The sequence below is a fragment of the Flagellimonas halotolerans genome, assembly GCF_035818535.1.
Taxonomy (GTDB): domain Bacteria; phylum Bacteroidota; class Bacteroidia; order Flavobacteriales; family Flavobacteriaceae; genus Flagellimonas; species Flagellimonas halotolerans.
This window is the reverse complement of the sequence record NZ_JAYKYV010000003.1, coordinates 260097-284479: the sequence shown is the minus strand read 5'-3', so window position 1 is coordinate 284479 and position 24383 is coordinate 260097. Positions and strand designations below refer to the sequence as shown.

Sequence of the window (24383 nt, the reverse complement as noted above, 5' to 3'; positions counted from 1 at the left end):
CCCAAACGGCATCCCCAAACCAAACAAACTAAAGTAATAACTAACTACTCGTTTTCGTTTTCATCCTCGAATTTGGTATCTGCCATTCGAGTACGGTCTATTTGAATATCCCTAAATTTTGGGTTCAATGTTTTATCATCGGTATCGAACACCAAAAACTGTTTCGTATCCATACCATGTAAGGCGTTGAACGAGTTGAACCTATTATTTTGAAGTTGTAATATTTTTAAATTTGCCAATTGGCCAAACTCCTCGGGAATTTCACCTCCCAATTGATTATTGGACAAGACCAATTCCTTTAATTGGAGTAAATTCCCAATTTCTCGCGGTATCTGACCCTCCAATTTGTTTTCAAAAAGACCCAACGCCTCTAAGTTTGATAGGTTTCCAATGGATTCGGGTATTGTTCCTTTGAGATTGTTACTGGATAGGTTTAACTCTTTTAACTTTTTGAGTTCCCCAAATGTTTCTGGAATAGGTCCGGTTAAAAAGTTATTGAACATAGAGAATACCTCCAACTCCTTAAAATTGGCGACTCCTGTTGGGATACCACCCTTGATTCGGTTCATCTCCAAACGGAAAACCTTAAGCTTTTCCAATTTCACAATATCTTCAGGAAGCACTCCGGTAATCTGGTTGAAAGCTAGATTCAAATTGGAAAGGTGTCTTAAATCACCTATACTCTCTGGAAGTACGCCATTTAAATTGTTCATAAACAGTGTAAGGCCCACTACATGCCCTTTATCGACCTCTACACCCTTCCATGTGTCCACGGGTGCGGTCAAATCCCAAGAAACATTCCAATCTTCGCCATTGGTGCTATTGTACAAATCTACCAAGGCAGATTTTTCTTTAGGGGAAATCTGTCCACTGGCAAAAGATATACCCGCAGAGAACATCAAATAAAAGAAAAAAAGAGCCGCTCGAATCATTGATTACTTATTAAATCACAACGAATTTACTTACAAAATACAATAAAGAAGAAATAACTTACAAATATAATCGTCAAATACACTCCAATTTGTTGTGAATTCGGTAAAACTCGATGTAAAAACTGAAATGTTAGGTTAATCAAGAGCTTCTAAAGCTTCGGACAAGTTCTCCCAATCTTCCATTAAGGACTCCAAATCTTTCTTTTTACCTTCGTAATTATCAAAAAAGTTAGGCTTTGCAATGGTGGCATCGTAGTCCATGAGCAGGTCGTGGTCAATATCGGCAATCTGCTTTTCCAGTTGGGAAATCTTCTTCTCTACCCCACTAAGCTTGTTTTTGAGGGATTTTTGCTTCTTTTGGATTTGATAGTCGTTCTCCTTGCTTTTTTCTTGTGTTTTGTCTTCTTTCTTTGTGTCCCCTTTTTCAACACTTCGGAAATCCTCCATCTTACGCTGTTCCAAGTAAAAGTCGATATCTCCCAAATACTCCTTTATGCCTCCGTCCTTAAACTCGTAAACCCTATCGGTCAACCCTTGAAGAAAGTCACGATCGTGAGAAACGAGAATCAATGTCCCCTCAAAATTTTGAAGCGCTTGTTTTAAAACATTTTTGGATTTGATGTCCAAGTGGTTGGTAGGCTCATCCATTACGAGCACGTTAAAGGGTTGCAAGAGCATTTTGGCCAGGGCCAAACGGTTTCTTTCACCTCCGGAAAGCACTTTCACATATTTGTCCACCTCATCGCCTCTAAACAGAAAGGATCCTAAAATATCCCTTACTTTACTGCGGTTCTTCTCATTGGCGGCATCGATCATGGTATCCAAAATGGTCTTATTACCATTCAGGTATTCCGCTTGGTTCTGGGCAAAATAGCCCAACTGTACGTTGTGTCCAATTTTTAAATCGCCCTTGTAATCCAATTCGCCGACCAAAATTTTGGCAAGAGTTGTTTTTCCTTGGCCGTTTTGACCTACAAAAGCGGTTTTGCTTCCACGATCTATCATTAGATCTATATTTTGAAGCACTTTTTTGGGGCCGTAGCTTTTGGAAACACCGTTTAATTCTGCCACTACCTTGCCGGGGTTTACTGAAACGGGAAACCGAAGGTTCATCACACTATTGTCCTCTTCATCTACCTCGATGCGTTCCATTTTATCCAGTTTTTTGACAAGGGACTGTGCCATGGATGCCTTACTGGATTTTGCCCTAAACTTTTCAATCAGCCTTTCGGTCTGCTGTATCTGTTTTTCTTGGTTTTTTTGGGCACTTAATTGCTGTTCCTTTATTTCCTTTCGGTGCACCAAAAACTGGGAATAGGGCTTGTTGTAGTCGTAAATCCTTCCTAATGAAATCTCAATGGTACGGTTGGTTACATTGTCCAAAAACATTTTATCGTGGGAAACAATCACCACGGCACCGGTAAAGTTTCGTAAAAACTGCTCCAACCAAATAATGGATTCAATGTCCAAGTGGTTGGTGGGCTCATCCAGCAGCAATACATCGTTATTTTGAAGTAAGAGTTTGGCCAGTTCAATACGCATACGCCATCCACCGGAAAAGGTATCGGTCAGTTTATTGAAATCTTCCCGCTTAAAACCCAACCCAAGAAGCACTTTTTCGGTATCACCTTGGTAATTGTACCCTCCCAAGATTTCATACCGATGCGTTACATCGTTCAAATCCACCATGAGTTGATGGTACCCGTCGCTTTCATAATCGGTTCGCTCCGCCAAGGCAGTATTGATCTCGTCCAGTTTGAGTTCCAGCTCTTTGATTTCTGAAAATGCCTGATAGGATTCCTCCAAGACGGTTCTCCCTTCTTCAAAATCAATATCCTGTTTAAGAAAACCGATTTTTATATTTTTTTCAGTGGCTATGGCTCCTTCATCCAAGGGCATTTCCTTGGCAAGGAGTTTAAGCATAGTGGATTTACCCGCACCGTTCTTTCCTATTAGACCTACTCTATCCCCGCCGTTAAGACGAAACGATATTTCCTCGAACAGATATTCTCCTCCAAAGGCTACGGAAAGATTATGAATATTTAGCATTTAAATGTGACCTTGATTACAAAACGTTAGTTGGCGAATTCATACTTTTGTACAAAAGCCGTGCAAATGTTAAAAAAAGGAACCAAAATGTACAGCATTTTAACAGGAAACTGTCCAAGGTGCCACGAGGAGAGCATGTATGAGAAATCCAACCCGTACACACTTTCCAAAATTTTCAGTATGAACGAAAGGTGTTCGCATTGTGGCTTAAAATACAAGATTGAGCCCTCCTTTTTTTACGGTGCTATGTACGTGAGTTATGGTGTGGGCATTGCGTTTGCAGTTGCCGCCTTTGTAATCTCCTTTTTATTTATTGGCACTTCCTTATTGACCACCTTTATTGCTATTGTGGGTACTTTGATTGTTTTTATGCCGGTAATCATCAGGTTATCCAGAAATATTTGGATCAACTTTTTTGTAAAGTACGACCCCACTTCGGTTAAAAAACACGAAGCGGTAAAAACTTAACTGGAATAATATTTTTTGGTAAACCTTACAATATCCATTTCCGGATCCAAGTCGATATTGTATTCAATATAATCGAACAATTGCCTAGAGGCATACGGCCCTATCAACACACCCCTAGAACCAAATCCGTTCAAAACATACAAATTTTGATGCTTCGGGTGCCTGCCCACCAAGGGTCTGCGATCAATAACAGTGGGGCGAATGCCCGCTACGTGGTCAACAACCTCAAAATCACATTTTAAAAAGGACTTCAGTTTGTCCAAAAGTTCGTTTTTGGATGGTTCCGTAGGTTCGTTGGTCTTATCTTTCCATTTGTATGTGGCTCCCACCAAATACGTATCATCTTCCATAGGAATGGTGAAAACCGAGGATTTAATCACATTGTCTTCTTTGTAATTGGGCGCATGGATAATCAATAGCTCGCCTTTGGTACCATTTAAGGGGAGGTAACCAAAATATGGATTCTGTTTGAGGCCGTAACCGCATGCAAAAACAATGTTCTTGGCTGCAATGGACTTATAAGCGACATGATCCTCTGCTATAGAAAGTGAATCAAAATCCATGGATTCTGATAAGAGTTTGCCTTTTTCTTCCAAATATCTTTTGTAGGAACGCACTAAAGTACCCGTATCTATTCGTCCTGTATATTTTACTTCGCCAAATCCATGCGGTGCATCAATGGCCGGGTTGTTGTTTGGTATAATTTTGGTTGAAAGAAAATAGTCCAACTCTGGGCGGTCAGCGGCCTCGAACCATAGATTTTGCTCTTCAATGGATGCAAACTTTCGCAGAACAGGGAGCTGGTAATCTAACTTTTTGCCCAGTTTTTCCTCTACATTATGATAAAATGGTTTGGCCCCTTGCAACTGTTGCTTGGCTTTCCATGCCATGGTGAACCGTTTTAAGATTATGGGATTGTATAGGCCACCAGCCACTTGTGAAGCTCTTTGTGATTCGTCCGTGATCACTGTAAAAGCTTTTCCCTCTTTTTCCAAAACTTCGCTAAACGAAATCCCGGCCAAACCTAAACCTACTACTATATAATCCAACATACTGCAAAATTAGGCATCTGATCGATCAATCATCCATTCAAACTTTAGTTTAAACCAAAAAAAAACGCCACACTAAGTGCGGCGTTTTGCTGTATTGAATTGGAAATTATGGTTTTTATAGGGGTCCCGAAGTTCTTCGGGATTAATTCAGCTTTTGGTTTTCTGCGACCAAAGGTCGAAAAAACAGCGCTTCACTAATATGCCCACATATCCTGCTCTCTGTCGCGTATACCCTCTTTTATTCTTTGGGATTCCAAGAGCTGGAACAATGCATTATCAAAAATGTAATCGTCTATTTCACGATCTTCGTGAACGTTTTCCTCTTTGTAGATAACTCCGTTGAATCGACGTGCGTTCAACAACATATCAAAGGAAATGGGTCTTGCCGAGTTCCGCTGGTTGTACACCTTGGCATCGTGCAAAATTTGCCTAGCCGCAGGGTACCATACCCAAAACAATTCTACTTTGTTCTGTCCTGGATCGATGGACTCATCATCGATAAAGTTAACATCGGGCGCAACCGGTGCAATTCCCAATAAGCGATACTTAAGTTCTCCCTGGCGCTTGTCGAAATACCAGATTCCCTTTATACGAAACTCCTCTATGTCGGCAGCAGTAATATCCCTTTTGTTAATAAACTCCGGGGAAACCTGCTCACCAGCATTTACCTGCTCGTAACCAAGATCGGTGGTATCTACCTTTCTCAAGGTAGCCGAAAGGTCTTCCAACTTTCTTTTTTCGGTAAAGTAGGAGTCTGCATAAACCTCGGTAAGGTTTCCATTTTTAATGTTTTTCATCAAAACATGGTACAGCGACCTTCTATCTGCCCCAATACCTATGGTATCGGTTGGGTAATACAATGGAAAGTTAACCCGTTCGTCAAGATCGATGATTTCCCAAACGGTCTTGGACCATAGGATATCCCTATCATCCACATAACCGTACGCTAAAGGCTCATCGGCATCTTGCTCTACTTGAGCTTGGGTTTTTTTACCTATATCCTCTGGCAACTTGGCATTTAAAATATTTGCCTGCGCCATGATTGATACTGGCAATACGCCCAACAATCCAATTAATAATGCGTTTTTCCAATTCATGATCACTTGTATACTTTTTATACTTCTTAGTTAGTAAGCTCAACCATAACAGGAGATACTTTCTTTAACTTGTAGCTCTTGTTGTTTGTGATGTAAGCTTGGATATCGAATATCTGGACAGACTCGCCCCTACCTGCTCTCGCAAGCACAGATTTGGCCCTGCTATCCAATTTGTTTCCATTTACAACTACGGTAGGCTGACCAGGTACTTTAAACTTAAACTGATTAACAGCTAGGTTCAAATCAAAGTCGAAATCTTCCAACATTGCACTAACAGTTGCGATTTCAAGGTTTTTCCTTGGCATTTTAATGCTACCTGATTCTCCACGAACGGTACCACTTGGCCTTGGAATATCCTTGATACGGAATTCGGACGAAGTACGGATTCCCTTACCATCGGGCAACGTTCCAGAAGCTGTAATGGTTACAGATCTACCTGTACCGGGGTTCATTATGTAATTGCTGCCACTTCTTCTGCTCAAACCAGGAGCTGATGCTGAAACCTTATTATCCGGAATACCAGGAATAGAGATGGTCATTGGGTTGGCAACACCACGATATACCACGTTCATCTTATCAGCAGAAATTACTGCTGCGTTAGGCATGGAGATTGTTGCAAAAGTGTTGTTCACTTCCACTGGTACCTCTTCACCATCTTGCATGTATGTCATGGTTCCTTTAATGGTATGATCCCCTGGGGTACCGGCACTGATCAACATTTTGATACCGCCAGCTTCCAATTCATAGTCCTTACCTTCGGTCAATGGTCTTCCGTCCAAAGTCAATTCTGCTTTTACAGGCGTGGAAGTCTTGTCAGTTTTACTAACAATGATCTTACCATCATACTTTTCACCTGCATAGTAAGCGGTTTTTGGAGCGGACAATGCACTGGCAAAGTTGGTCAAGGACACAGCCTCGGTCAATTCACCCTCCAAAAGGGTTTTCAACACTTCTTGTTCCGTGGTTTTGATATCGGCCTGCAACTGGGTCATTTTGGTCAAAGAGGCCACCAATGGGAACCCTTCGTAATGGTAGTTGATCCAATCTTGACGTGTGCCATCTCTCTTCTCAACTTTACCATCTTCATCACCAGTGGCAAAACGGGTTTGAACACCGGTTTTCAAAGATTTGTATTCATCTGGCAAAGCATTGATAACACCTTCACGGTAATCGTTGATCTGCTTCATGAACTCTTTTCCTTCTGGTCCCAAATTGTCGCCCTGAAAGAATTTTTGGTCCAAATAATCAGACTTGTCCATAACCACATAGTCCTTTGGGTCTTCCAAATCTGCGGTCATTTCTTTTTTCAATCCTTCCAAATAGTTATAGTAATTATCGGAAAGTTGTTTGATCTCTTGAGCATTTTGGTACAATTCTCCGTACTCCTCTTCGTTTTCACTGGCCTTTGTTTCCAAGCTGGCCATAAAACTAGAGTTATTGGAGTCCATATTGGTATTGGAAGTTTCCAGCTTTTCGTTCATAAGTCCGAACGCGGCAAGTACTTCCTTGCTCATATTTAGTGCCAACATCGCGATGAAGATCAAGTACATAAGGTTGATCATCTTCTGACGTGGTGTTTGTTTTCCTCCTGCCATGTTTTTCTAATTAGATTTAATAATTAATTTGATTTGGTTTTGTTTTCTGTTGATTTTGAAAACCTCTAATTAGTTTTTTCCGCCCATGGCTGTAAGCATACCTCCGTACACTCCGTTCAAAGAAGATAGGTTGGTGGCCAAAGACTCCATTTGGTCTTTCAACGCACCTGCATTCTGCACAACTTCTTCGTTGATGGACGCTTGTCTACTAGCACTTTCCAATTGTACTTTGTACAAGCTGTTCAAAGATTCCATTTGAGCTGCTGCATGAGACAATTCCTCTGAGTACTTTTTAGTGTGCTGAATAGCATCTGTAGTTGGAGTGATGTTCTTGGCAGCACCTTCAAAACTCTTGATACTTTCTCCCAAATTGGTAAAAAGTTCAGAATCGATTTTTGCTTCTTTAAGAAGGTTATCCAGTTTTTTGGAAAGCAATCCTTCAGCTTCTTTTGCATCTTTGGCTTCTTGTTTTCTGGAAGCATCCGCTTCACCGCCGGCCAATTCCGGATATACCAAAGACCAATCGAATTCATCGTCAACTGGTTCAAATGCAGAGATAGCAAAGATTAATGCTTCTGTAATAAGTCCAACCGCAAGAAGAAGTCCACCTGTAAGGGGTCCGAACTCCCAGTGAAGGATCTTGAACAATGCACCAATAATTACTACCGATGCCCCAAGCCCGTAGGCCATGTTAAACAGCTTTTTTGTTGATTTTGACTGCGCCATAATTCTAGTTTTAATTAAGTTATATAAAAAATAAGTATTTGGTTACTACTCTTACTTGTTTATATAATGTTCTCTCGTGTTTTTGTTTTATTATAGTCCGCTTCGGCTACCGTTGGTAGAGTCTTCCTCTCCCATATAATCCTGGACCGTTCTAAATCCTATGTAACTTCTCGCAGAATCTTGATATTCATAATCTCTGGTACTTACTTGAAGGAAGTAAGCTACATCTTTCCAAGAACCTCCACGAATCACTTTACGTTTATTGTCCTGCGAACCAATGTTTGGGTTCATCGTGGATAAATATTGGTAAGCACCTGGATCAAAACTGGAGTTTGTCCATTCCGATACATTGCCTGCCATATTGTATAGATTGTATTCGTTAGGCTCAAAGGATTTTGCTTCTACCGTATATAAAGCGGCATCTGCTGCGTAATCGCCACGTTGTGGTTTAAAGTTGGCCATAAAACATCCTGTGTCGCTGATCACATACGGACCGCCCCAAGGATATTTTCCGCCTTCAATCCCTCCTCTGGCGGCATATTCCCACTCTGCTTCGGTGGGCAACCTAAATTGGTTCACAAACTGTTTTCCACGACTTTTTTGATCATCGTTCTTAAATTTTGTTCTCCAATTACAGAAGGCTTTGGCCTGCATCCAGTTTACCCCGACTACAGGGTAGTCGCTATAGGCATCGTGCCAAAAATAATCGTTGTGCATCGGCTCATTGTAGCTGTATTCAAAATCTCGGATCCATACGGTGGTATCTGGGTAAATTTCCAATTCTTCTTGTTTGATGAAGTCCTTTCTATTGCCTGATCGTGCCCTGGCCGCAGCTTCGATGTCCATCCAGTTGTACTTGTATTTGATTTTGGTAACATCTATGCTCCTAAGGCCATTGTAACTCTCTTCTTCTGGCAGATACATGGAATCCATAACCTCTGTATAGTACTCATCTGGGTATTCCGATGTATCCCATATCAGGTCAACATCTTTGTTCAATGCCCTACCTTCATAATAGTTGTCCCCCATGCCCGCATAATTATCGAGCATGTATTTGTCGTAAACGGAAAGTTCGGTCGTATCAGTATCTTTAAAAGCGTACTCACCAATACCTTCATCTTCGGGCCCTATGCCAAGTTCATCGGCCAAAATGGCCAATCTGGTTCTTACTATGGAATCCTTGACCCACTCCACAAACTGTCGGTACTCACTATTGGTGATTTCCGTATCATCCATATAAAAGGAACGTACGGTAACCGTTCTTGTGGGAGCGTTCAATGTTTTCGCTTGATCCTCATGGGCTTTCCCCATTACAAAGGCGCCTCTGGGAATCAATTCCATTCCATAGGGTTTTTCTGGATGCCATTTTTTCCCCTTTACCCCAACTAGTTCACCTTTTGACCTTGATTTAGAGCCACAACTGGTAAGCAAAAAAACAAGTGCTAGAGATGAAAAGAATAGCTTTCTCATACTTTAGGTTAAATTGTTCGATTCAAGATTTTAATAACTGTACTACACAGATTCATTACTCTCAAAACTGATTTTTGAATGAATTATTGTGTAAAAACAATTAATGATCAAAATTTAATTTATTTAGTTCAAGCCTTTTCTATAGGCTTTGAACCACCTTTCGGGAATGTTCTGGTTGCAAGCATCCAAATAGTCCTCTTCGGTGCAAGGTAATAACGCCACCGAATTTGTTTTAGTATGCTCTGCCAAAATTGTTGGCACTTCTACCCACCACCGTTCTGTGACATGGCTTTTGAAAAAAATCAATTCTTCCGTGTCCGTGGGTACAGTAAACTTTGTGAAGTCTTCGTTCTTTGAACTTGGGTATTCCTTGATCCTGAAGCTTAGGCCCTCAATAAAATACCATATAATCTGGGCAATCATCTGGAATGCCTGGTGCGAGTTCTCCCCTTCGTAAATTCCAAACAGGGAAACTTTGTCGCTAATACCGGCGTAACGGGCAATGGTACATATCTCTCGACCTGTAAAACCATTTGGGGAAAAGTTTCTTGTCATACCCATTTCGCTGGCCCGGATAGCCCGCAGGTCCAAGCTTACAATATCACTGCTTCGCAAAACAGGTTCCGCCAGTTCTATATTGGCGGCAATCTCACCTAAGCGATAGGCATCAAAAAAAAGACGCTCCATTAAATCCTTTTCTTCCTGGGCATTGAAATAACTCTGGTATCCAATGTTTGAAAAATTAAAAAGATTATTGGGCTTATCCGTAATGATCTTACTCATATAAGAATGTGATGAAATCAATTCATCGTCCTCACCAAAGTCAAAACGACTATCGATGGAGACCAGATTCACCATATTCTTTATCTTATCAAAAGCACGATAGGTAGGAAATGTTATATCTTGCGTAAGTCCCAAAACAATGGGAATGATGTTTTCCTCTAGTAATCCAGCTACAATTTCCTTTACAACAAAGTAGGTATCCTCCACAGTGTCGCCTTCCTCCACATCCCCTATATCGATAATGGTGGAGTTCCAATTGCCCATCATTAAACGGTAGAGTTGAATACGGACCTCGTCCAAATCCAGTTTTTCTGGTTTTTTCTCGAAGGCATTTCTGGATTCCAATACGCCAAAAATGGCTACATCGGCATGGGCGAATACGGGAAGCCCATCCTTTTCGGTATGCATGTGGATGTTTTTTCCCAATGCTTGTTCTGGCAACAATTCGGAATGCGCCAATACCTTGTCCTTTACCGGAACCAGAAAATCGAAGGCCATACTATTTTTTATTCTTAGCTTTTGACTTGGCTTTTTTCTTTGGTGATTTTTTTTCCAATAGGGCTTGTGCTTCTTCCAAAGTTACTTTTGTGGCATCCACATCTTTGGAAATTTCAACTTTCACCTTACCTTTTATAATATTATGTCTTCCCCAACGGGCTTTTTCTATCCTGATTTTTTCTTCGGGCCATTCTTGAACCAGTTTTTCGGCTTCCTTTTTCTTTTTGGCCTCGATCAATTCAGCAATATCGCCTTCGGAAAGATTATCAAAGTCATATTTTTTGTTCACATTGATGAACATACCGTCCCATTTGATAAAAGGACCAAACCTACCTTTACCTTTGGTAACTTCCTTTCCTTCATACGTGGCAATCGGTGCATCGGCCTTTTGTTTTTCCTTGATCAGTTCTATGGCACGGTCCATATCCACATCAAAAGCACTTTCGCCTTTGGCGAGTGAAATGAATTTTTTCCCAAACCGTACATAAGGGCCATAGCGGCCTACATTCGCCTCTACTTCCTCACCTTCGTACACTCCCAATTTTCTTGGAAGCTCAAAAAGCGTCATGGCTTCTTCAAAAGTGATGGTGCCGATAGACTGGTCTGGCAACAAACTTGCAAATTGTGGTTTTTCCTCATCGTCGACCGTTCCAATTTGTACCATGGGACCAAAACGTCCCAATCTTACGGAAACCTGTCTGCCAGATTTTGGATCTGTTCCCAACACACGTTCTCCACTGGCACGTTCGGCATTTTCCTCAACCTTCAACACATTCGGGTGGAAATCCTTGTAGAAGTTCTTCATCATTTCCTGCCAATCTTCATCACCAGATGCGATTTCATCAAAATCCTCTTCTACCTGGGCCGTAAAATTGTAATCCAGAATTTGGGTAAAGTGGGTCACCAAAAAATCGTTTACTATCATCCCGATATCGGTCGGAACAATCTTCCCCTTTTCAGAGCCTACCATTTCGCTTAGCTGGCTATCGGACACTTTTCCACCCTCTAATACCAACTGTGTATACTTGCGCTCGGAACCTTCAACGGTACCTTTTTCCACATATCCCCTATTTTGAATGGTGGATATGGTAGGTGCGTAGGTAGATGGTCGGCCAATGCCCAATTCTTCCAACTTCTTCACCAAAGAAGCTTCTGAATAACGATAAGGCGGTCTTGAGAATCTTTCTGTGGCCGAAATAAATACATTTTGAAGCGGCTCCCCCACAGCCATGGCCGGTAACATACCTTCTTGTTCCTCCCCATCCTCATCATCGGTTCCTTCCAAGTATACTTTAAGGAATCCATCAAACTTCACCACTTCTCCGTTTGCTGAGAATTCCTCGTTGTGGGTGCTTGCCTTTATTTTTACATTGGTGCGCTCCAACTGGGCATCGCTCATTTGCGAGGCTAGGGTACGTTTCCAGATAAGTTCGTATAATTTGGCCTGGTCGCGCTCCAATTGGGGCGACTGCAATTTCATATCGGTTGGGCGAATGGCCTCGTGAGCCTCTTGTGCACCTTTGGATTTGCCCGTAAAGTTTCTGGTTTGACTATACTTTTCGCCATAGTTGTCCAATATGGCACTTTTGGCGGCGGACAATGCTTCGTTCGAAAGATTAACACTATCTGTTCTCATATAAGTAATGAGACCTGCCTCGTATAGGCGCTGGGCCACCTGCATGGTGCGGCTCACCGAAAAATAGAGTTTTCGCGATGCTTCCTGCTGTAAGGTAGATGTGGTAAATGGCGCCGCCGGTGATTTTTTGGCCGGTTTTTGGGCCAAATCGGAAACCGAAAAATCCGCACCAATATTCTCTTTCAAAAATGATTCGGCCGCCTCTTTGGTCGGGAATGTTTTGTTCAGCTTGGCTGCAAATGTATTCCCCTCATTGGTTTTGAATTCCGCCTTTATCCTAAACGATGCTTCGGGCGTAAACCCCTCGATCTCACGTTCACGCTCCACGATCAAGCGTACCGCAACAGATTGAACCCTACCTGCGGAAAGTCCCGGTTTTATTTTTTTCCAAAGTACCGGCGATAGTTCGTAACCCACCAATCGATCCAACACCCTACGTGCTTGCTGTGCATTTACCAAGTTATAATTGATATCCCTTGGATTTTCAATCGCTTTTTGAATGGCCGATTTTGTGATGGAGTTAAATACAATTCGCTTGGTCTTGTTCTTGTCCAAACCCAACTCTTCTGCCAAGTGCCAAGATATGGCCTCCCCTTCGCGGTCCTCATCACTTGCCAGCCAAATAGTTTCTGCTTTTTTAGCCAAATCCTTAAGCTTTTTTACCAAAGCTTTTTTCTCCTTGTCTACAGTGTATTTTGGCTTAAAATCGTTCTCCACATCTACACCGAGCTCTTTTGAGGGAAGGTCGGCAATGTGCCCAAAACTAGACTCTACTTGAAATTCTTTTCCTAGGAACCGTTCAATGGTCTTAGCTTTAGCGGGGGACTCTACAATAACTAAATTTTTTGGCATGCACTTGGTTTTGTGACAACAAAAGTATATTAAAATTTAAACTTCAGCATTTACAGGATAGGTTTTAGTCTTCAGAACCAAAAAAAATCATCAAGCAAATTCAAAAACCCACATTAATAGCTGATCCATTACAACTCAGGGTGAAATATTTGTTATTTTTATGAAGACTAACTCATAACTCAACTAAAAATGACCAACCGCTACTTGATCATGGTACTTGCCGTACTGTGTTTTTGTCCCTCGAACGCTCAACGAAAAAAGAACAAGAACAACGCTCCCCTATACAAGGAATCCCTTTACGATGGAATGAAATGGAGAATGGTGGGCCCACACCGGGGAGGAAGGGCCGGAACCGTTTCAGGTGTGGCCAACGACCCTAACCTATATTATATGGGCACCGCAGGTGGGGGTGTTTGGAGAACTACTGATGCGGGCAATTCTTGGGAATGTATTTCCGATGGCTATTTTGGTGGTTCCATCGGGGCCGTCACCGTTTCCGAATCCGACCCTAACATTATATATGTAGGCGAAGGCGAGCAGACCCTAAGAGGAAATGTTTCCTCGGGCAAAGGACTTTGGAAAAGTATGGATGCCGGTGAGACTTGGGAATTTATAGGCCTGAAAGATTCCGAACATATTTCCCGAATCCGAGTTCATCCCAAAAACCCGGACATTGTTTACGTAGCCGCCATTGGAAACTTGTGGAAACCCAATGAAACCCGGGGTGTATTCCGTTCTATGGACGGAGGAGAAAATTGGGAAAAAATTCTATACATAAGTGATAAAGCGGGTGCAGGGGACCTGATTATGGACCCGAACAACAGTAGAATCCTCTATGCCGCCACTTGGCAGATGAAACGAAACGGTTATCGCATGGACAGTGGTGGTCCAGATAGCAAAATGTTTAAAAGCACCGATGGGGGCGATACTTGGAAGGATATTTCGGAACATTCAGGATTGCCCGGTTTTCCATGGGGAATTGTAGGGATAACAGTTTCCCCGTTGGATTCTGACAGGATATGGGCCATTATTGAGGCTGAAGATGGTGGTGTTTTCCGTTCCGATGATGCAGGGGCAAATTGGAAAAAAGTCAATGAAAACAGAGGACTTAGACAAAGAGCTTGGTATTACAGTAGAATTTATGCCGACACCCAGAACATTGACAAAGTTTGGGTAATGAACGTGAGCTATGGGGTTTCCACAGATGGAGGAAACACCTTTACACTCAAAACCGCCGGGCATAGTGATCACCATGATCTATGGATCGACCCAAACAACAATCAAAGAATGATCATTGCCGATGACGGAGGCGCACAAATTTCCAATGATGGTGGAAACAACTGGACCACTTATTATAACCAGCCGACCATGCAGTTCTACCGCATTGCGACGGATAGCATTTTTCCTTACAGAATATATGGAGCGCAGCAGGACAATACTGCCTTGCGAGTTTTCCATCGCTCCTCGGGCTCAAGCATCACAGAGGATGACTGGGAACCAACGGCCGGAGGCGAGAGCGCCCACTTGGCACCCGACCCCAAGAACAACCAATTGGTTTATGGGGGAACTTATAAAGGATACATGAACCGTTTGGACCATACCACGGGACAGACCATTTCCACCAACATATGGCCCGACAATCCCGCTGGTTCTGGCGCGGAAGTAATGAAGTACCGTTTCAACTGGAACTATCCTTTGACTTTTAGCCGACACGACCCTAACGTACTCTATGCAGGTTCCAACTATTTGCATGCCACTACGGATGGGGGGCAATCATGGAAAACCATCTCACCTGAATTGGCCAGAGGTATACCCGAGACCATTGAATCTTCAGGAGGACCCATTACGCAGGACAATACGGGTGCAGAATTTTATTCCAACATTTTTGTGATTACGGAATCCATTTTGGAAAAAGGGGTGATCTGGACCGGTAGTGATGATGGATTGATTCATGTGACTCGCGACAACGGAGTTACTTGGGAAAATGTGACCCCACCAGAGTCCATGTCGCCTAAATTGAACATGATCAACTGTATTGATGCAAGTCCGTTTGATCCTGGAACCGTATATGTCGCCGCTTCGTCCTACAAATTTGGGGACTACACCCCTTATCTATACAAAACAAATGATTATGGCCAAACATGGACATTGATTACGGACGGCATTAAGGATAATTACTATACCCGTGCAATTCGTGCCGATAAAGTAAGGAAAGGATTATTGTATGCGGGTACCGAATGGGGCATGTATGTTTCTTTTGATGATGGGGAAAACTGGACACCCTTCCAGTTAAATTTACCTATCACTGCAATACGGGACCTACATGTTAGAGACAATGATTTGATCGCTGCCACCCACGGAAGGGGTTTTTGGATAATTGATGATTTAACACCACTCCACCAGCTTACCAAAGAAGTTGCAGAGAGTGATTTTTATCTGTACAAACCCGATATGGCTTACAGAATGCATCAGGACCGATCTTGGCAAGAGCCCAACACCAAATTAGTAGGGGAAAATCATCCCGATGGAGCCATTATCAACTATTATTTAAAAAGCTTGAAGGAAACCGATACGGTGACCTTGGAAATTTTAGAAACTGATGGCGCTGTCATTCAAGCCTTTTCCAACCATGCCAAACCTGATGGATTGGATCCCACATCAACTCAAAAATTGGAAGTTGCTGAAGGCGGAAACCGATTTATCTGGAACATGAGATACCCTGGGTATAAGGAATTCGAAGGAATGGTATTCTATTCCTCACCCAATATTGGTCCAAAAGCGGTTCCTGGCAACTACAAGGCAAGGCTCACGGTCAATGGAAATTCCATGGAGCAGATGTTCAATATTGTAAAAGACCCAAGAGTATCGCTCAGCCAAAAAGATTTTCAAGATCAATTCGACTTTTTAATGAAGGTCCGCGAACAGGTCAGCCGTGCCAACAATGCCATCATCAATATTAGAAGCATTAAAAGAGATCTGGCCTATTTAAAGGAGAAAACCAAGGAAAATGCTGAAATCCTGAAAATGGCCAAGGATTTTGAAACGGAGCTTTCTATAATCGAGAACAACATTCACATGACCAAAAATCAGAGTAGGCAAGATCCATTAAATTATGGTATCCGAATAAATAACAGATTGGCATTTTTGATGGTGGACTCGCAACGGGGCGACCAAAAGCCAACACAACAGGCCCAAGAGTTTTTTGTGGAGGTGACCAAGGAACTCGACAAGGAAATCAACGACTTAAATATGCTGGTGGAAAAACAAGCCACCTTAATCAATCGGAAAGTGGAAGAGAATCAAATTAAATTGATTTCCTCCCAATAAAAATGTAATGCCGGGCAGCAAGTGAAAGCGCCCTTTTTTTAGAGGGCGCTTTTTGTTTATGGTCATTTACACATCCATGGAAATTCCCACGGCCTCTTTATAAATAAAGTAGATGGGTATTTTACTGAACATTGCGGTAAATAAAACCCCGACCAAACACAATATTACTCCAAGTTGAGCAACCATTCCGGCCACAAGTATCAAAAGAAATATCATCAACCAGTTTTTATTTCCAAGGGCAAACCCGGCTTTTACAATTTCCATGGCGGTAAGTTCTTTATCAAAAGAAAAAAATGCGGGGAACAAAGACATGGGCACCATTAAATAGATAATACCCAATCCGCAGACCAATAAACCCAGCAGCGATAGCCCGACCATTATCAAAGAAAGAATCAATGCCTTTGACAAATATTCTTTTTTGAAGTAATAAAAATAATCGTCCCTCCCCTGCTCCTTTAAATCATATTTTCTGCAAATCCTTAAAAAAGCAGCGTTCAAACAAACAGCAACGGTCATTCCACCAATCATAGATATGGGCATTACAAAAGTCATTAGCACGGCAAATGCTGGTGGCATTTCCTGTTGGTCGAAAGCATTGGAATCGCTGACCCCCATGGCTATCATTGGGAGGTAAATCAGCAAATAAAAAGGAATTATGCTAACAAAAGTCAATAATAAGGTAAGAGACCCCTGTAGCCACACCTTTTTGAACAATTCAAAAGAGTTGTTGAACACGGACCCAAATTCTACTGGTGCGCTCTGCTTTATTCTTTCGGATAGGTTGGTAAAATTCATTTTAAAAAAAATTGGTTATTTTTTTAGTTTGAAGGTAACACTAACAGGCGATTCCGCAATATCTTCTTAAAAATTACTGCCAAATTGTCACTAAACTGTAATAAGCATTATCTTTGCATCCCATTGAAACATTTATGATCGAGGAAAAAAGCGTGGAAAAAGTAATAGATGAAAGCCAACAAGGGAGCACCTTGTCGCTGGAAAACAACGAAAGCAACGGTCGAAAGCTCTATATAGAAAGCTACGGTTGCCAGATGAACTTTTCCGATAGCGAGATTGTGGCGTCCATATTGGCCAAGGAAGGTTTCAACACCACCCAAAACTTGGATGATGCCGATTTGGTATTGGTAAACACCTGCTCCATTCGCGAAAAGGCCGAACAAACCGTTCGCAAGCGACTGGAGAAGTTCAATGCCGTAAAAAGAACCAAACCCAACATGAAGGTTGGGGTATTGGGCTGTATGGCCGAACGATTGAAAAGTAAGTTCCTGGAAGAGGAGAAAATTGTGGATATGGTGGTAGGCCCCGATGCTTACAAAGACCTGCCCAACCTTATCCAAGAAATTGATGAAGGTAGAAATGCCGTAAACGTTATCCTTTCCAAAGAAGAAACCTATGGCGATGTGGCACCTGTTCGATTGAACACCAACGGAGTCTCCGCCTTTGTTTCCATTACCCGAGGTTGCGACAACATGTGTACTTTCTGTGTGGTTCCCTTTACTCGTGGAAGAGAACGTAGCCGCGACCCACAATCCATTTTGGAAGAAGTGAACGATCTTTGGGAAAGAGGATTCAAGGAAATCACGCTTTTGGGCCAAAATGTGGACAGTTACCTTTGGTACGGCGGTGGATTAAAAAAGGATTTCGACAAGGCTTCGGACATACAAAAAGCCACATCCGTAAACTTTGCAGGATTGTTGGAGCTCGTGGCGCAGGCACAGCCCAAAATGCGTATCCGTTTTTCAACATCCAACCCACAGGATATGACCTTGGATGTTATCGAGGCGATGGCCAAGCACGAAAATATCTGCAAGTACATTCACTTACCCGTGCAGAGTGGAAGCAACCGCATTTTAAAGGCGATGAACCGGCTTCATACCCGTGAGGAATATTTTGAGCTTATCGACAACATCAGAAAAATTATACCCGATTGCGCCATCAGTCAGGATATGATCACGGGCTTCCCATCAGAAACCGAGGAAGACCATCAAGATACCTTAAGCCTGATGGAATACGTGAAGTACGATTTTGGTTTTATGTTCGCTTATTCCGAAAGACCTGGAACCTTGGCCGAACGCAAAATGGAAGACGACATTCCTGAAGCTACCAAGAAAATGCGTTTGCAGGAAATCATTGAACTGCAGCAAAAACACAGCCACTATCGTACCCAACAACATCTGGGCAAAACCGAAGAAGTTCTTATCGAGGGAACTTCCAAAAAATCCGATGCACATTGGATGGGACGAAATTCCCAGAATACCGTTGTGGTTTTTCCAAAGGAAAATTACAAAGTGGGCGATTTTGTGAACGTAAAAATCCACGAATGTACCTCGGCTACCCTTATTGGTGAGGCAGTAGGATATTCAGAAAACAATTAATAACCAATTTGTCATTCCGCTTTGTGCTTCGACTACGCTCAGTATCTGTGCGGAATCAAAAAAAATAAGATTCCTGTTTTCGCAGGAATAGCAGCATATGGAAAATGTACAATCCATAAAACAACGGTTCGAGATTATCGGAAACGATATAAAACTCAATCGGGCCATAGAAAAAGCCATACAAGTCGCGCCTACCGATATTTCGGTTTTGGTGACCGGTGAGAGTGGGGTGGGAAAGGAATCCATTCCAAAAATCATCCATTCCCTGTCCCACCGCAAGCATGCCAAATACATTGCGGTAAACTGCGGTGCCATTCCCGAAGGAACTATAGACAGTGAATTGTTTGGTCACGAAAAAGGGGCTTTTACCGGTGCCACCCAAACCCGTAGCGGTTATTTTGAAGTGGCCGACAAAGGCACCATCTTCTTGGACGAAGTAGGTGAACTTCCGTTGACGACTCAGGTTCGATTGCTACGTGTACTGGAAAATGGCGAGTTCCTAAAAGTAGGGTCCTCCCAAGTGCAAAAAACCGATGTTCGTATCGTAGCGGCCACCAATATTAATATGTTCGAGGCCATTAAAAAGGAAAAATTCAGGGAAGACCTTTATTATAGATTAAGTACGGTTGAAATAAATCTGCCCCCGCTTCGCGATAGACGGGACGATATTCACCTGCTGTTCAGAAAATTTGCTTCGGACTTTGGACAAAAATATAAAATGCCCACCATCCGATTGGAGGACGATGCCGTGGAGCTTCTTTTGAAATACCGCTGGCCCGGCAATATTCGTCAATTACGAAACATTGCAGAGCAGGTTTCCGTCCTGGAAGAAAACCGAAATATTTCAGCAGCTACACTAAGCGGCTATTTGCCCAATGCAAGCAGTTCCAATTTACCTGCCGTAGTAGCCCAAGCCAAAAAAGAAGGGGATTTCAGCAACGAGCGCGAAATCCTGTACAAGGTTCTTTTTGACATGAAGGGTGATTTGAACGACCTCAAAAAATTAACCTTGGAGCTTCTTAAGGATAATGATTCCAATAAAGTTCAGCGCGAAAACGAAGGCTTGATTCGAAAAATCTATGGAAACCAGAAAGAAGAGGATGTAGAACACGAGGAGAAACCCACGGCGGGATTGTTACATCTTCCTGAACCTGTTGTTGAAGCATCAGCATCGACCACAACACATCAACCCCCAGAAGACCGTTATCATTTTGCTGAAGAGATCGAAGAGGAAGAAACCCTATCTTTACAAGAAAAGGAAATCGAGCTGATCAAAAAATCGTTGGAGCGTAACAAGGGGAAAAGAAAGGCCGCTGCTGCGGAACTTGGAATTTCCGAAAGGACACTCTACAGAAAAATAAAACAGTACGATCTTTAATTTGCACTTAAAAATTTTAATGGGAACAATGAAAAAAAATGGACTAAAGGCCGGACTGTTGGGATTGGTTTTCTTCCTACAGAGCTGTGGGGCATATAACTTTTCTGGAGCAGACATCGGGACCGCTGAGAGTTTCCAAGTGAACTTTTTTCAGAATTATGCGGATCAAACACCCGGTTCGGTCATTGTACCCGGATTAGGGCGTGATTTCACCTTGGCACTGCAGGACATGATCAACAACCTTACCAGCTTGTCCCTTACCGGAAGTAATGGTGATTTGTTGTACGAAGGCGAAATTGTGGAGTACAAAGTGGTGCCCATGACAGCCACATCCGATCAGCGGACTGCCCAAAACCGGCTTACCATGAGCGTAAATGTCCGGTTTTACAACACTACAAAGGAAGATGCTGATTTTGAAAAAAGGTTTTCTTTCTTTTACGATTTTGATGCAGCAGCTCCGTTGCCATCCATACAAGCTGCTGCGCACGAAGAAATTTTTGAACGACTTACCCAGGATATTTTTAATGCATCCTTGGGGAATTGGTAATAGTATATGAACGTTTCAAATTTTATACACATTCTTCAAAACTCGAATGCCATCCTATCTCCCAAACAAACAAGGGAATTGGAAGGTATCATTGAGGAATACCCCTATTTTCAGGCAGCACGCGCGCTGCACTTAAAAGGCCTCAAAAATCTGGACAGCTACAAGTACAACAATGCCCTTAAGGTAACGGCCGCCCATACTTCTGACAGGGATGTGCTTTTTGATTATATCACCTCCAAAGAATTTATCCAAAACAATATTGCAGATGCCATTACCGGGAGGGGTTCCAAACTTGAGGACCAAGAAGCCGTTTCGGAAGAAATACGGCCCAATCCAAATGCGGCGAGTATGCTATCGGAATCCAACGAGCCTGCCCTGCCCCAAAATTTAACCGATGCAGAACAAATTCTGAATCCAGAACTTTTCAAATCAAAAACTCCTGAAAAGCAAGCTGAAAAAGTTGAGGAAACCATAAAGGAACCGGACACCGATTTAAATTTGGGCAAACCCATCCCGTTCACCAAAAAGGAGAAGCACTCCTTTACCGAATGGCTCCAATTGACCTCAACCTCTGAAGAACCATCAGAAGAAAAGGAGAACAATGTAGACCATCAGGAAGAAAATGTGATGGACGAGCTGGAGCGTAAAAAGAAATTTGAACTCTTGGACAAGTTTATCGAGAACAACCCCAAGATTGTTCCAAAGGAATCCAACCCCAAAGTCAAAATAAAAGAATCTACCAAAATCAACCAAAACGAGTTGATGACAGAGACCTTGGCCAAGGTTTACTTAGAGCAAAAAAAGTATAAAAAAGCTATTCAAGCGTTTAAAATATTGAGTTTGAAATATCCAGAAAAAAGTGGTTTCTTTGCAGATCAAATTCAGGCAGTGAAGAAACTGCAACAAGAAAAAGATAAGAAATGAGCACGTTTGCAATTTTTTTGGTACTGATAATTATCGTGTGCCTTTTGTTAGTCTTGGTCATTATGGTCCAAAACCCTAAAGGAGGAGGATTGTCCTCATCCTTTGGAGGAAGTGGCAACCAAGTTGTTGGTGGTGTAAAAAAGACCGGGGACTTTTTAGATAAAAGTACTTGGACCCTTGCCACCCTTTTGATTGTTTTGATATTGCTTTCCAACGTTTCCCTAAAAGGAAACTATAGCCAAGCAGATTCCAAACTACTCCAAGGCGACGATACGGAAATACCAGAAACGGTTCCAGAGGAAGTACCCGAACAACTTCCACCTGCCGACACAACAAGTCCAGTAGACACTATTGGATAACAAAAAGTGACAAAGCATAGAAAAATGCCAGCTTGAAATGACAAGCTGGCATTTTTGTTTTCCAGAATGTCAGTTTTTGAGCATTGGCACAATTTCTGTCCTTTACGTTCAAGAATTTTTAAAACAAACACCTAAATAATTAAAATATGGCTAAAGTAAATATCAAACCATTGGCAGACAGGGTTTTGATCGAGCCTCTACAGGCCGAGACAAAAACTGCCTCCGGTATCATCATCCCGGACAACGCTAAAGAAAAACCACAAAAAGGAACTGTTGTGGCCGTTGGACCTGGAACCAAGGACGAAAAAGTGACCGTTAAAGTAGGCGACACCGTTCTTTATGGAAAATATGCCGGTACCGAACTTAAATTTGATGGTACCGATTATTTGATGATGCGCGAAAGCGATATTTTGGCAATAGTGTAACCCATATGTCATTCCCGCAACAGCGGGAATCCATAAAAGACTTAAAAGTATAACCAAAAGATTCCTGCCTCCGCAGGAATGACAAAATAAGAGTATAAAATGGCAAAAGATATTAAATTTGATATAGATGCACGTGACGGACTGAAACGAGGCGTTGACAAATTGGCCGAGGCCGTTAAGGTAACCTTGGGGCCAAAAGGTAGAAACGTAATCATCAGCAAGTCCTTTGGAGCACCACAAGTAACCAAAGATGGTGTATCCGTCGCAAAAGAAATTGAATTGGAAGACGCTCTGGAGGATATGGGCGCACAAATGGTGAAGGAAGTTGCTTCCAAAACCAACGACCAAGCGGGTGATGGTACCACTACCGCAACCGTATTGGCACAGGCCATTGTAAAAGAAGGCCTTAAAAACGTTGCCGCTGGAGCAAATCCCATGGATTTAAAACGCGGAATCGACAAAGCTGTCGAAGCTTTGGTGACCGACTTGGAAAAACAAGCCAAAAAAGTGGGCAACGATTCCGACAAGATCAAGCAAGTTGCTTCTATTTCCGCAAATAACGATCAAGCTATCGGTGACCTTATCGCCAAAGCATTCGCCAAAGTTGGAAACGAAGGTGTAATCACCGTTGAAGAAGCAAAAGGTACCGACACTTATGTTGATGTTGTAGAAGGTATGCAGTTTGACAGAGGATACCTTTCTCCCTACTTCGTAACCGATACGGACAAGATGATCGCCGATTTGGAGAATCCTTACATTCTTCTTTTTGACAAGAAAATCTCCAACCTACAGGAAATCCTTCCTATCCTAGAGCCCGTAGCACAATCTGGAAGACCACTTTTGATCATCGCTGAAGACGTAGAAGGGCAAGCCCTAGCTACTTTGGTAGTAAACAAATTGAGAGGTGGGCTTAAAATTGCTGCTGTAAAGGCCCCAGGTTTTGGTGACAGAAGAAAAGCTATGTTGGAAGACATCGCTATCCTAACCGGTGGTACCGTAATCTCTGAAGAAAGAGGATTCTCTTTGGAAAACGCTTCTTTGGATATGTTGGGTACTGCTGAAACTGTAACCATTGACAAAGACAATACTACAATTGTAAACGGTAGCGGAAATGCAGATGACATCAAAGCCAGGGTAAACCAGATCAAAGCTCAAATCGAGACTACAACATCTGATTACGACAAGGAAAAACTTCAGGAGCGTTTGGCCAAATTGGCCGGTGGTGTTGCCGTACTATATGTAGGTGCAGCCTCCGAAGTAGAAATGAAAGAAAAGAAAGACCGTGTGGATGATGCCTTGCACGCAACCCGTGCCGCTGTAGAAGAAGGTATTGTTGCCGGTGGTGGTGTTGCCTTGGTAAGAGCCAAAAAGGTCCTTGAAAAATTGGCGACCGAATCTTTGGATGAAACCACAGGTGTACAAATCGTGGCCAAAGCCATTGAAGCTCCTTTGCGTACCATCGTAGAGAATGCTGGTGGTGAAGGTTCCGTGGTTATCGCCAAAGTACTTGAAGGCAAAAAAGACTTCGGTTATGATGCCAAGTCCGACCAATATGTGGATATGCTCAAAACAGGAATCATTGATCCTAAAAAAGTAACCCGTATTGCCTTGGAAAACGCAGCATCTGTTTCAGGTATGATTTTGACCACAGAGTGTGCATTGACCGATATTAAGGAAGATGCCCCTGCAATGCCTCCAATGGGAGGTGGCGGTGGAATGCCAGGCATGATGTAATAATATTTCCATTCGGATTAAAAATAGGAACGCCCCGATTTTCATCGGGGCGTTTTCTTTTTCTTTTCTTTTGTGCGGTTCTCAGGGAGAACCTAAAAACCAAGTTACTTCTTCTTACCAGTAGCTTGGGCAGTCTTC

At 42.5% G+C, this 24383-nt stretch carries 19 protein-coding genes; 9 read left to right on the top strand and 10 right to left on the bottom strand.

Going from position 1 to position 24383, the window contains the following annotated elements:
* Positions 1-44: 44 nt before the first annotated feature.
* Together VM932_RS05870 and VM932_RS05865 are read right to left on the bottom strand one after the other, a co-directional pair.
* Positions 45-932 carry a leucine-rich repeat domain-containing protein gene (locus VM932_RS05870; RefSeq protein ID WP_326277687.1) on the bottom strand — a complete coding sequence of 296 codons (888 nt, stop codon included), beginning with the start codon at positions 930-932 and terminating at the stop codon, positions 45-47.
* Positions 933-1067: 135 nt separating this feature from the next.
* Positions 1068-2981: an ABC-F family ATP-binding cassette domain-containing protein gene (locus VM932_RS05865; protein WP_326277685.1), complete on the bottom strand. Its 1914-nt coding sequence runs from the start codon at positions 2979-2981 to the stop codon at positions 1068-1070.
* 66 nt (positions 2982-3047) lie between these two features.
* Between VM932_RS05865 and VM932_RS05860 the strand changes: the two genes are divergently transcribed.
* Positions 3048-3449 carry a DUF983 domain-containing protein gene (locus tag VM932_RS05860; RefSeq protein WP_326277684.1) on the top strand — a complete coding sequence of 134 codons (402 nt, stop codon included), beginning with the start codon at positions 3048-3050 and terminating at the stop codon, positions 3447-3449.
* Here the strand turns inward: VM932_RS05860 and VM932_RS05855 are convergent.
* The 7 genes from VM932_RS05855 to topA form a co-directional block, all read right to left on the bottom strand.
* The gene (locus tag VM932_RS05855) at positions 3446-4501 is read right to left on the bottom strand and encodes an NAD(P)/FAD-dependent oxidoreductase (RefSeq protein WP_326277682.1); all 1056 of its coding nucleotides are present in this window, start codon (positions 4499-4501) and stop codon (positions 3446-3448) included. The genes VM932_RS05860 and VM932_RS05855 overlap by 4 nt on opposite strands.
* A gap of 194 nt (positions 4502-4695) precedes the next feature.
* Positions 4696-5598: a type IX secretion system ring subunit PorN/GldN gene (gene porN / locus VM932_RS05850; RefSeq protein WP_326277680.1), complete on the bottom strand. Its 903-nt coding sequence runs from the start codon at positions 5596-5598 to the stop codon at positions 4696-4698.
* Positions 5599-5624: 26 nt separating this feature from the next.
* Positions 5625-7193 (bottom strand): type IX secretion system motor protein PorM/GldM, encoded by a 1569-nt coding sequence (porM, locus tag VM932_RS05845; protein WP_326277679.1) that lies wholly within the window; start codon positions 7191-7193, stop codon positions 5625-5627.
* A gap of 69 nt (positions 7194-7262) precedes the next feature.
* Positions 7263-7919, bottom strand: coding sequence for a type IX secretion system motor protein PorL/GldL (gene porL, locus VM932_RS05840; RefSeq protein WP_326277677.1), 657 nt, complete (start codon positions 7917-7919; stop codon positions 7263-7265).
* A gap of 90 nt (positions 7920-8009) precedes the next feature.
* Positions 8010-9389, bottom strand: a complete 1380-nt coding sequence (porK, locus tag VM932_RS05835; RefSeq protein ID WP_326277675.1) for a T9SS ring complex lipoprotein PorK/GldK — start codon at positions 9387-9389, stop codon at positions 8010-8012.
* A 123-nt stretch (positions 9390-9512) separates the two neighbouring features.
* Positions 9513-10670 (bottom strand): formimidoylglutamase, encoded by a 1158-nt coding sequence (locus tag VM932_RS05830; protein ID WP_326277674.1) that lies wholly within the window; start codon positions 10668-10670, stop codon positions 9513-9515.
* A 1-nt stretch (position 10671) separates the two neighbouring features.
* Positions 10672-13158 carry a type I DNA topoisomerase gene (gene topA / locus VM932_RS05825; RefSeq protein ID WP_326277672.1) on the bottom strand — a complete coding sequence of 829 codons (2487 nt, stop codon included), beginning with the start codon at positions 13156-13158 and terminating at the stop codon, positions 10672-10674.
* A 189-nt stretch (positions 13159-13347) separates the two neighbouring features.
* Between topA and VM932_RS05820 the strand changes: the two genes are divergently transcribed.
* Positions 13348-16485, top strand: a complete 3138-nt coding sequence (locus VM932_RS05820; RefSeq protein WP_326277670.1) for a VPS10 domain-containing protein — start codon at positions 13348-13350, stop codon at positions 16483-16485.
* A 66-nt stretch (positions 16486-16551) separates the two neighbouring features.
* Here the strand turns inward: VM932_RS05820 and VM932_RS05815 are convergent, their stop codons facing one another.
* A complete protein-coding gene (locus VM932_RS05815; protein WP_326277669.1) occupies positions 16552-17280 on the bottom strand; it encodes a hypothetical protein in 729 nt (242 codons plus the stop codon).
* Between the two features lie 152 nt (positions 17281-17432).
* Between VM932_RS05815 and miaB the strand changes: the two genes are divergently transcribed.
* From miaB to groL, 7 genes are all read left to right on the top strand, one after another.
* The gene (miaB, locus tag VM932_RS05810) at positions 17433-18878 is read left to right on the top strand and encodes a tRNA (N6-isopentenyl adenosine(37)-C2)-methylthiotransferase MiaB (protein ID WP_326277724.1); all 1446 of its coding nucleotides are present in this window, start codon (positions 17433-17435) and stop codon (positions 18876-18878) included.
* Positions 18879-18975: 97 nt separating this feature from the next.
* On the top strand, positions 18976-20256 hold the full coding sequence (locus tag VM932_RS05805) for a sigma-54 interaction domain-containing protein (protein WP_326277667.1): 1281 nt from the start codon (positions 18976-18978) through the stop codon (positions 20254-20256).
* 19 nt (positions 20257-20275) lie between these two features.
* On the top strand, positions 20276-20803 hold the full coding sequence (locus VM932_RS05800; protein WP_326277665.1) for an LptE family protein: 528 nt from the start codon (positions 20276-20278) through the stop codon (positions 20801-20803).
* A gap of 6 nt (positions 20804-20809) precedes the next feature.
* A complete protein-coding gene (locus tag VM932_RS05795; RefSeq protein ID WP_326277663.1) occupies positions 20810-21727 on the top strand; it encodes a hypothetical protein in 918 nt (305 codons plus the stop codon).
* Entirely contained in the window at positions 21724-22086 is a 363-nt protein-coding gene (secG, locus tag VM932_RS05790; RefSeq protein ID WP_014032183.1) for a preprotein translocase subunit SecG, read from the top strand. The genes VM932_RS05795 and secG overlap by 4 nt, the downstream gene beginning before the upstream one ends.
* Positions 22087-22232: 146 nt before the next feature.
* Positions 22233-22511: a co-chaperone GroES gene (locus VM932_RS05785; RefSeq protein ID WP_014032184.1), complete on the top strand. Its 279-nt coding sequence runs from the start codon at positions 22233-22235 to the stop codon at positions 22509-22511.
* A 99-nt stretch (positions 22512-22610) separates the two neighbouring features.
* Positions 22611-24245: a chaperonin GroEL gene (groL, locus tag VM932_RS05780; RefSeq protein ID WP_326277659.1), complete on the top strand. Its 1635-nt coding sequence runs from the start codon at positions 22611-22613 to the stop codon at positions 24243-24245.
* Positions 24246-24383 lie beyond the last annotated feature (138 nt).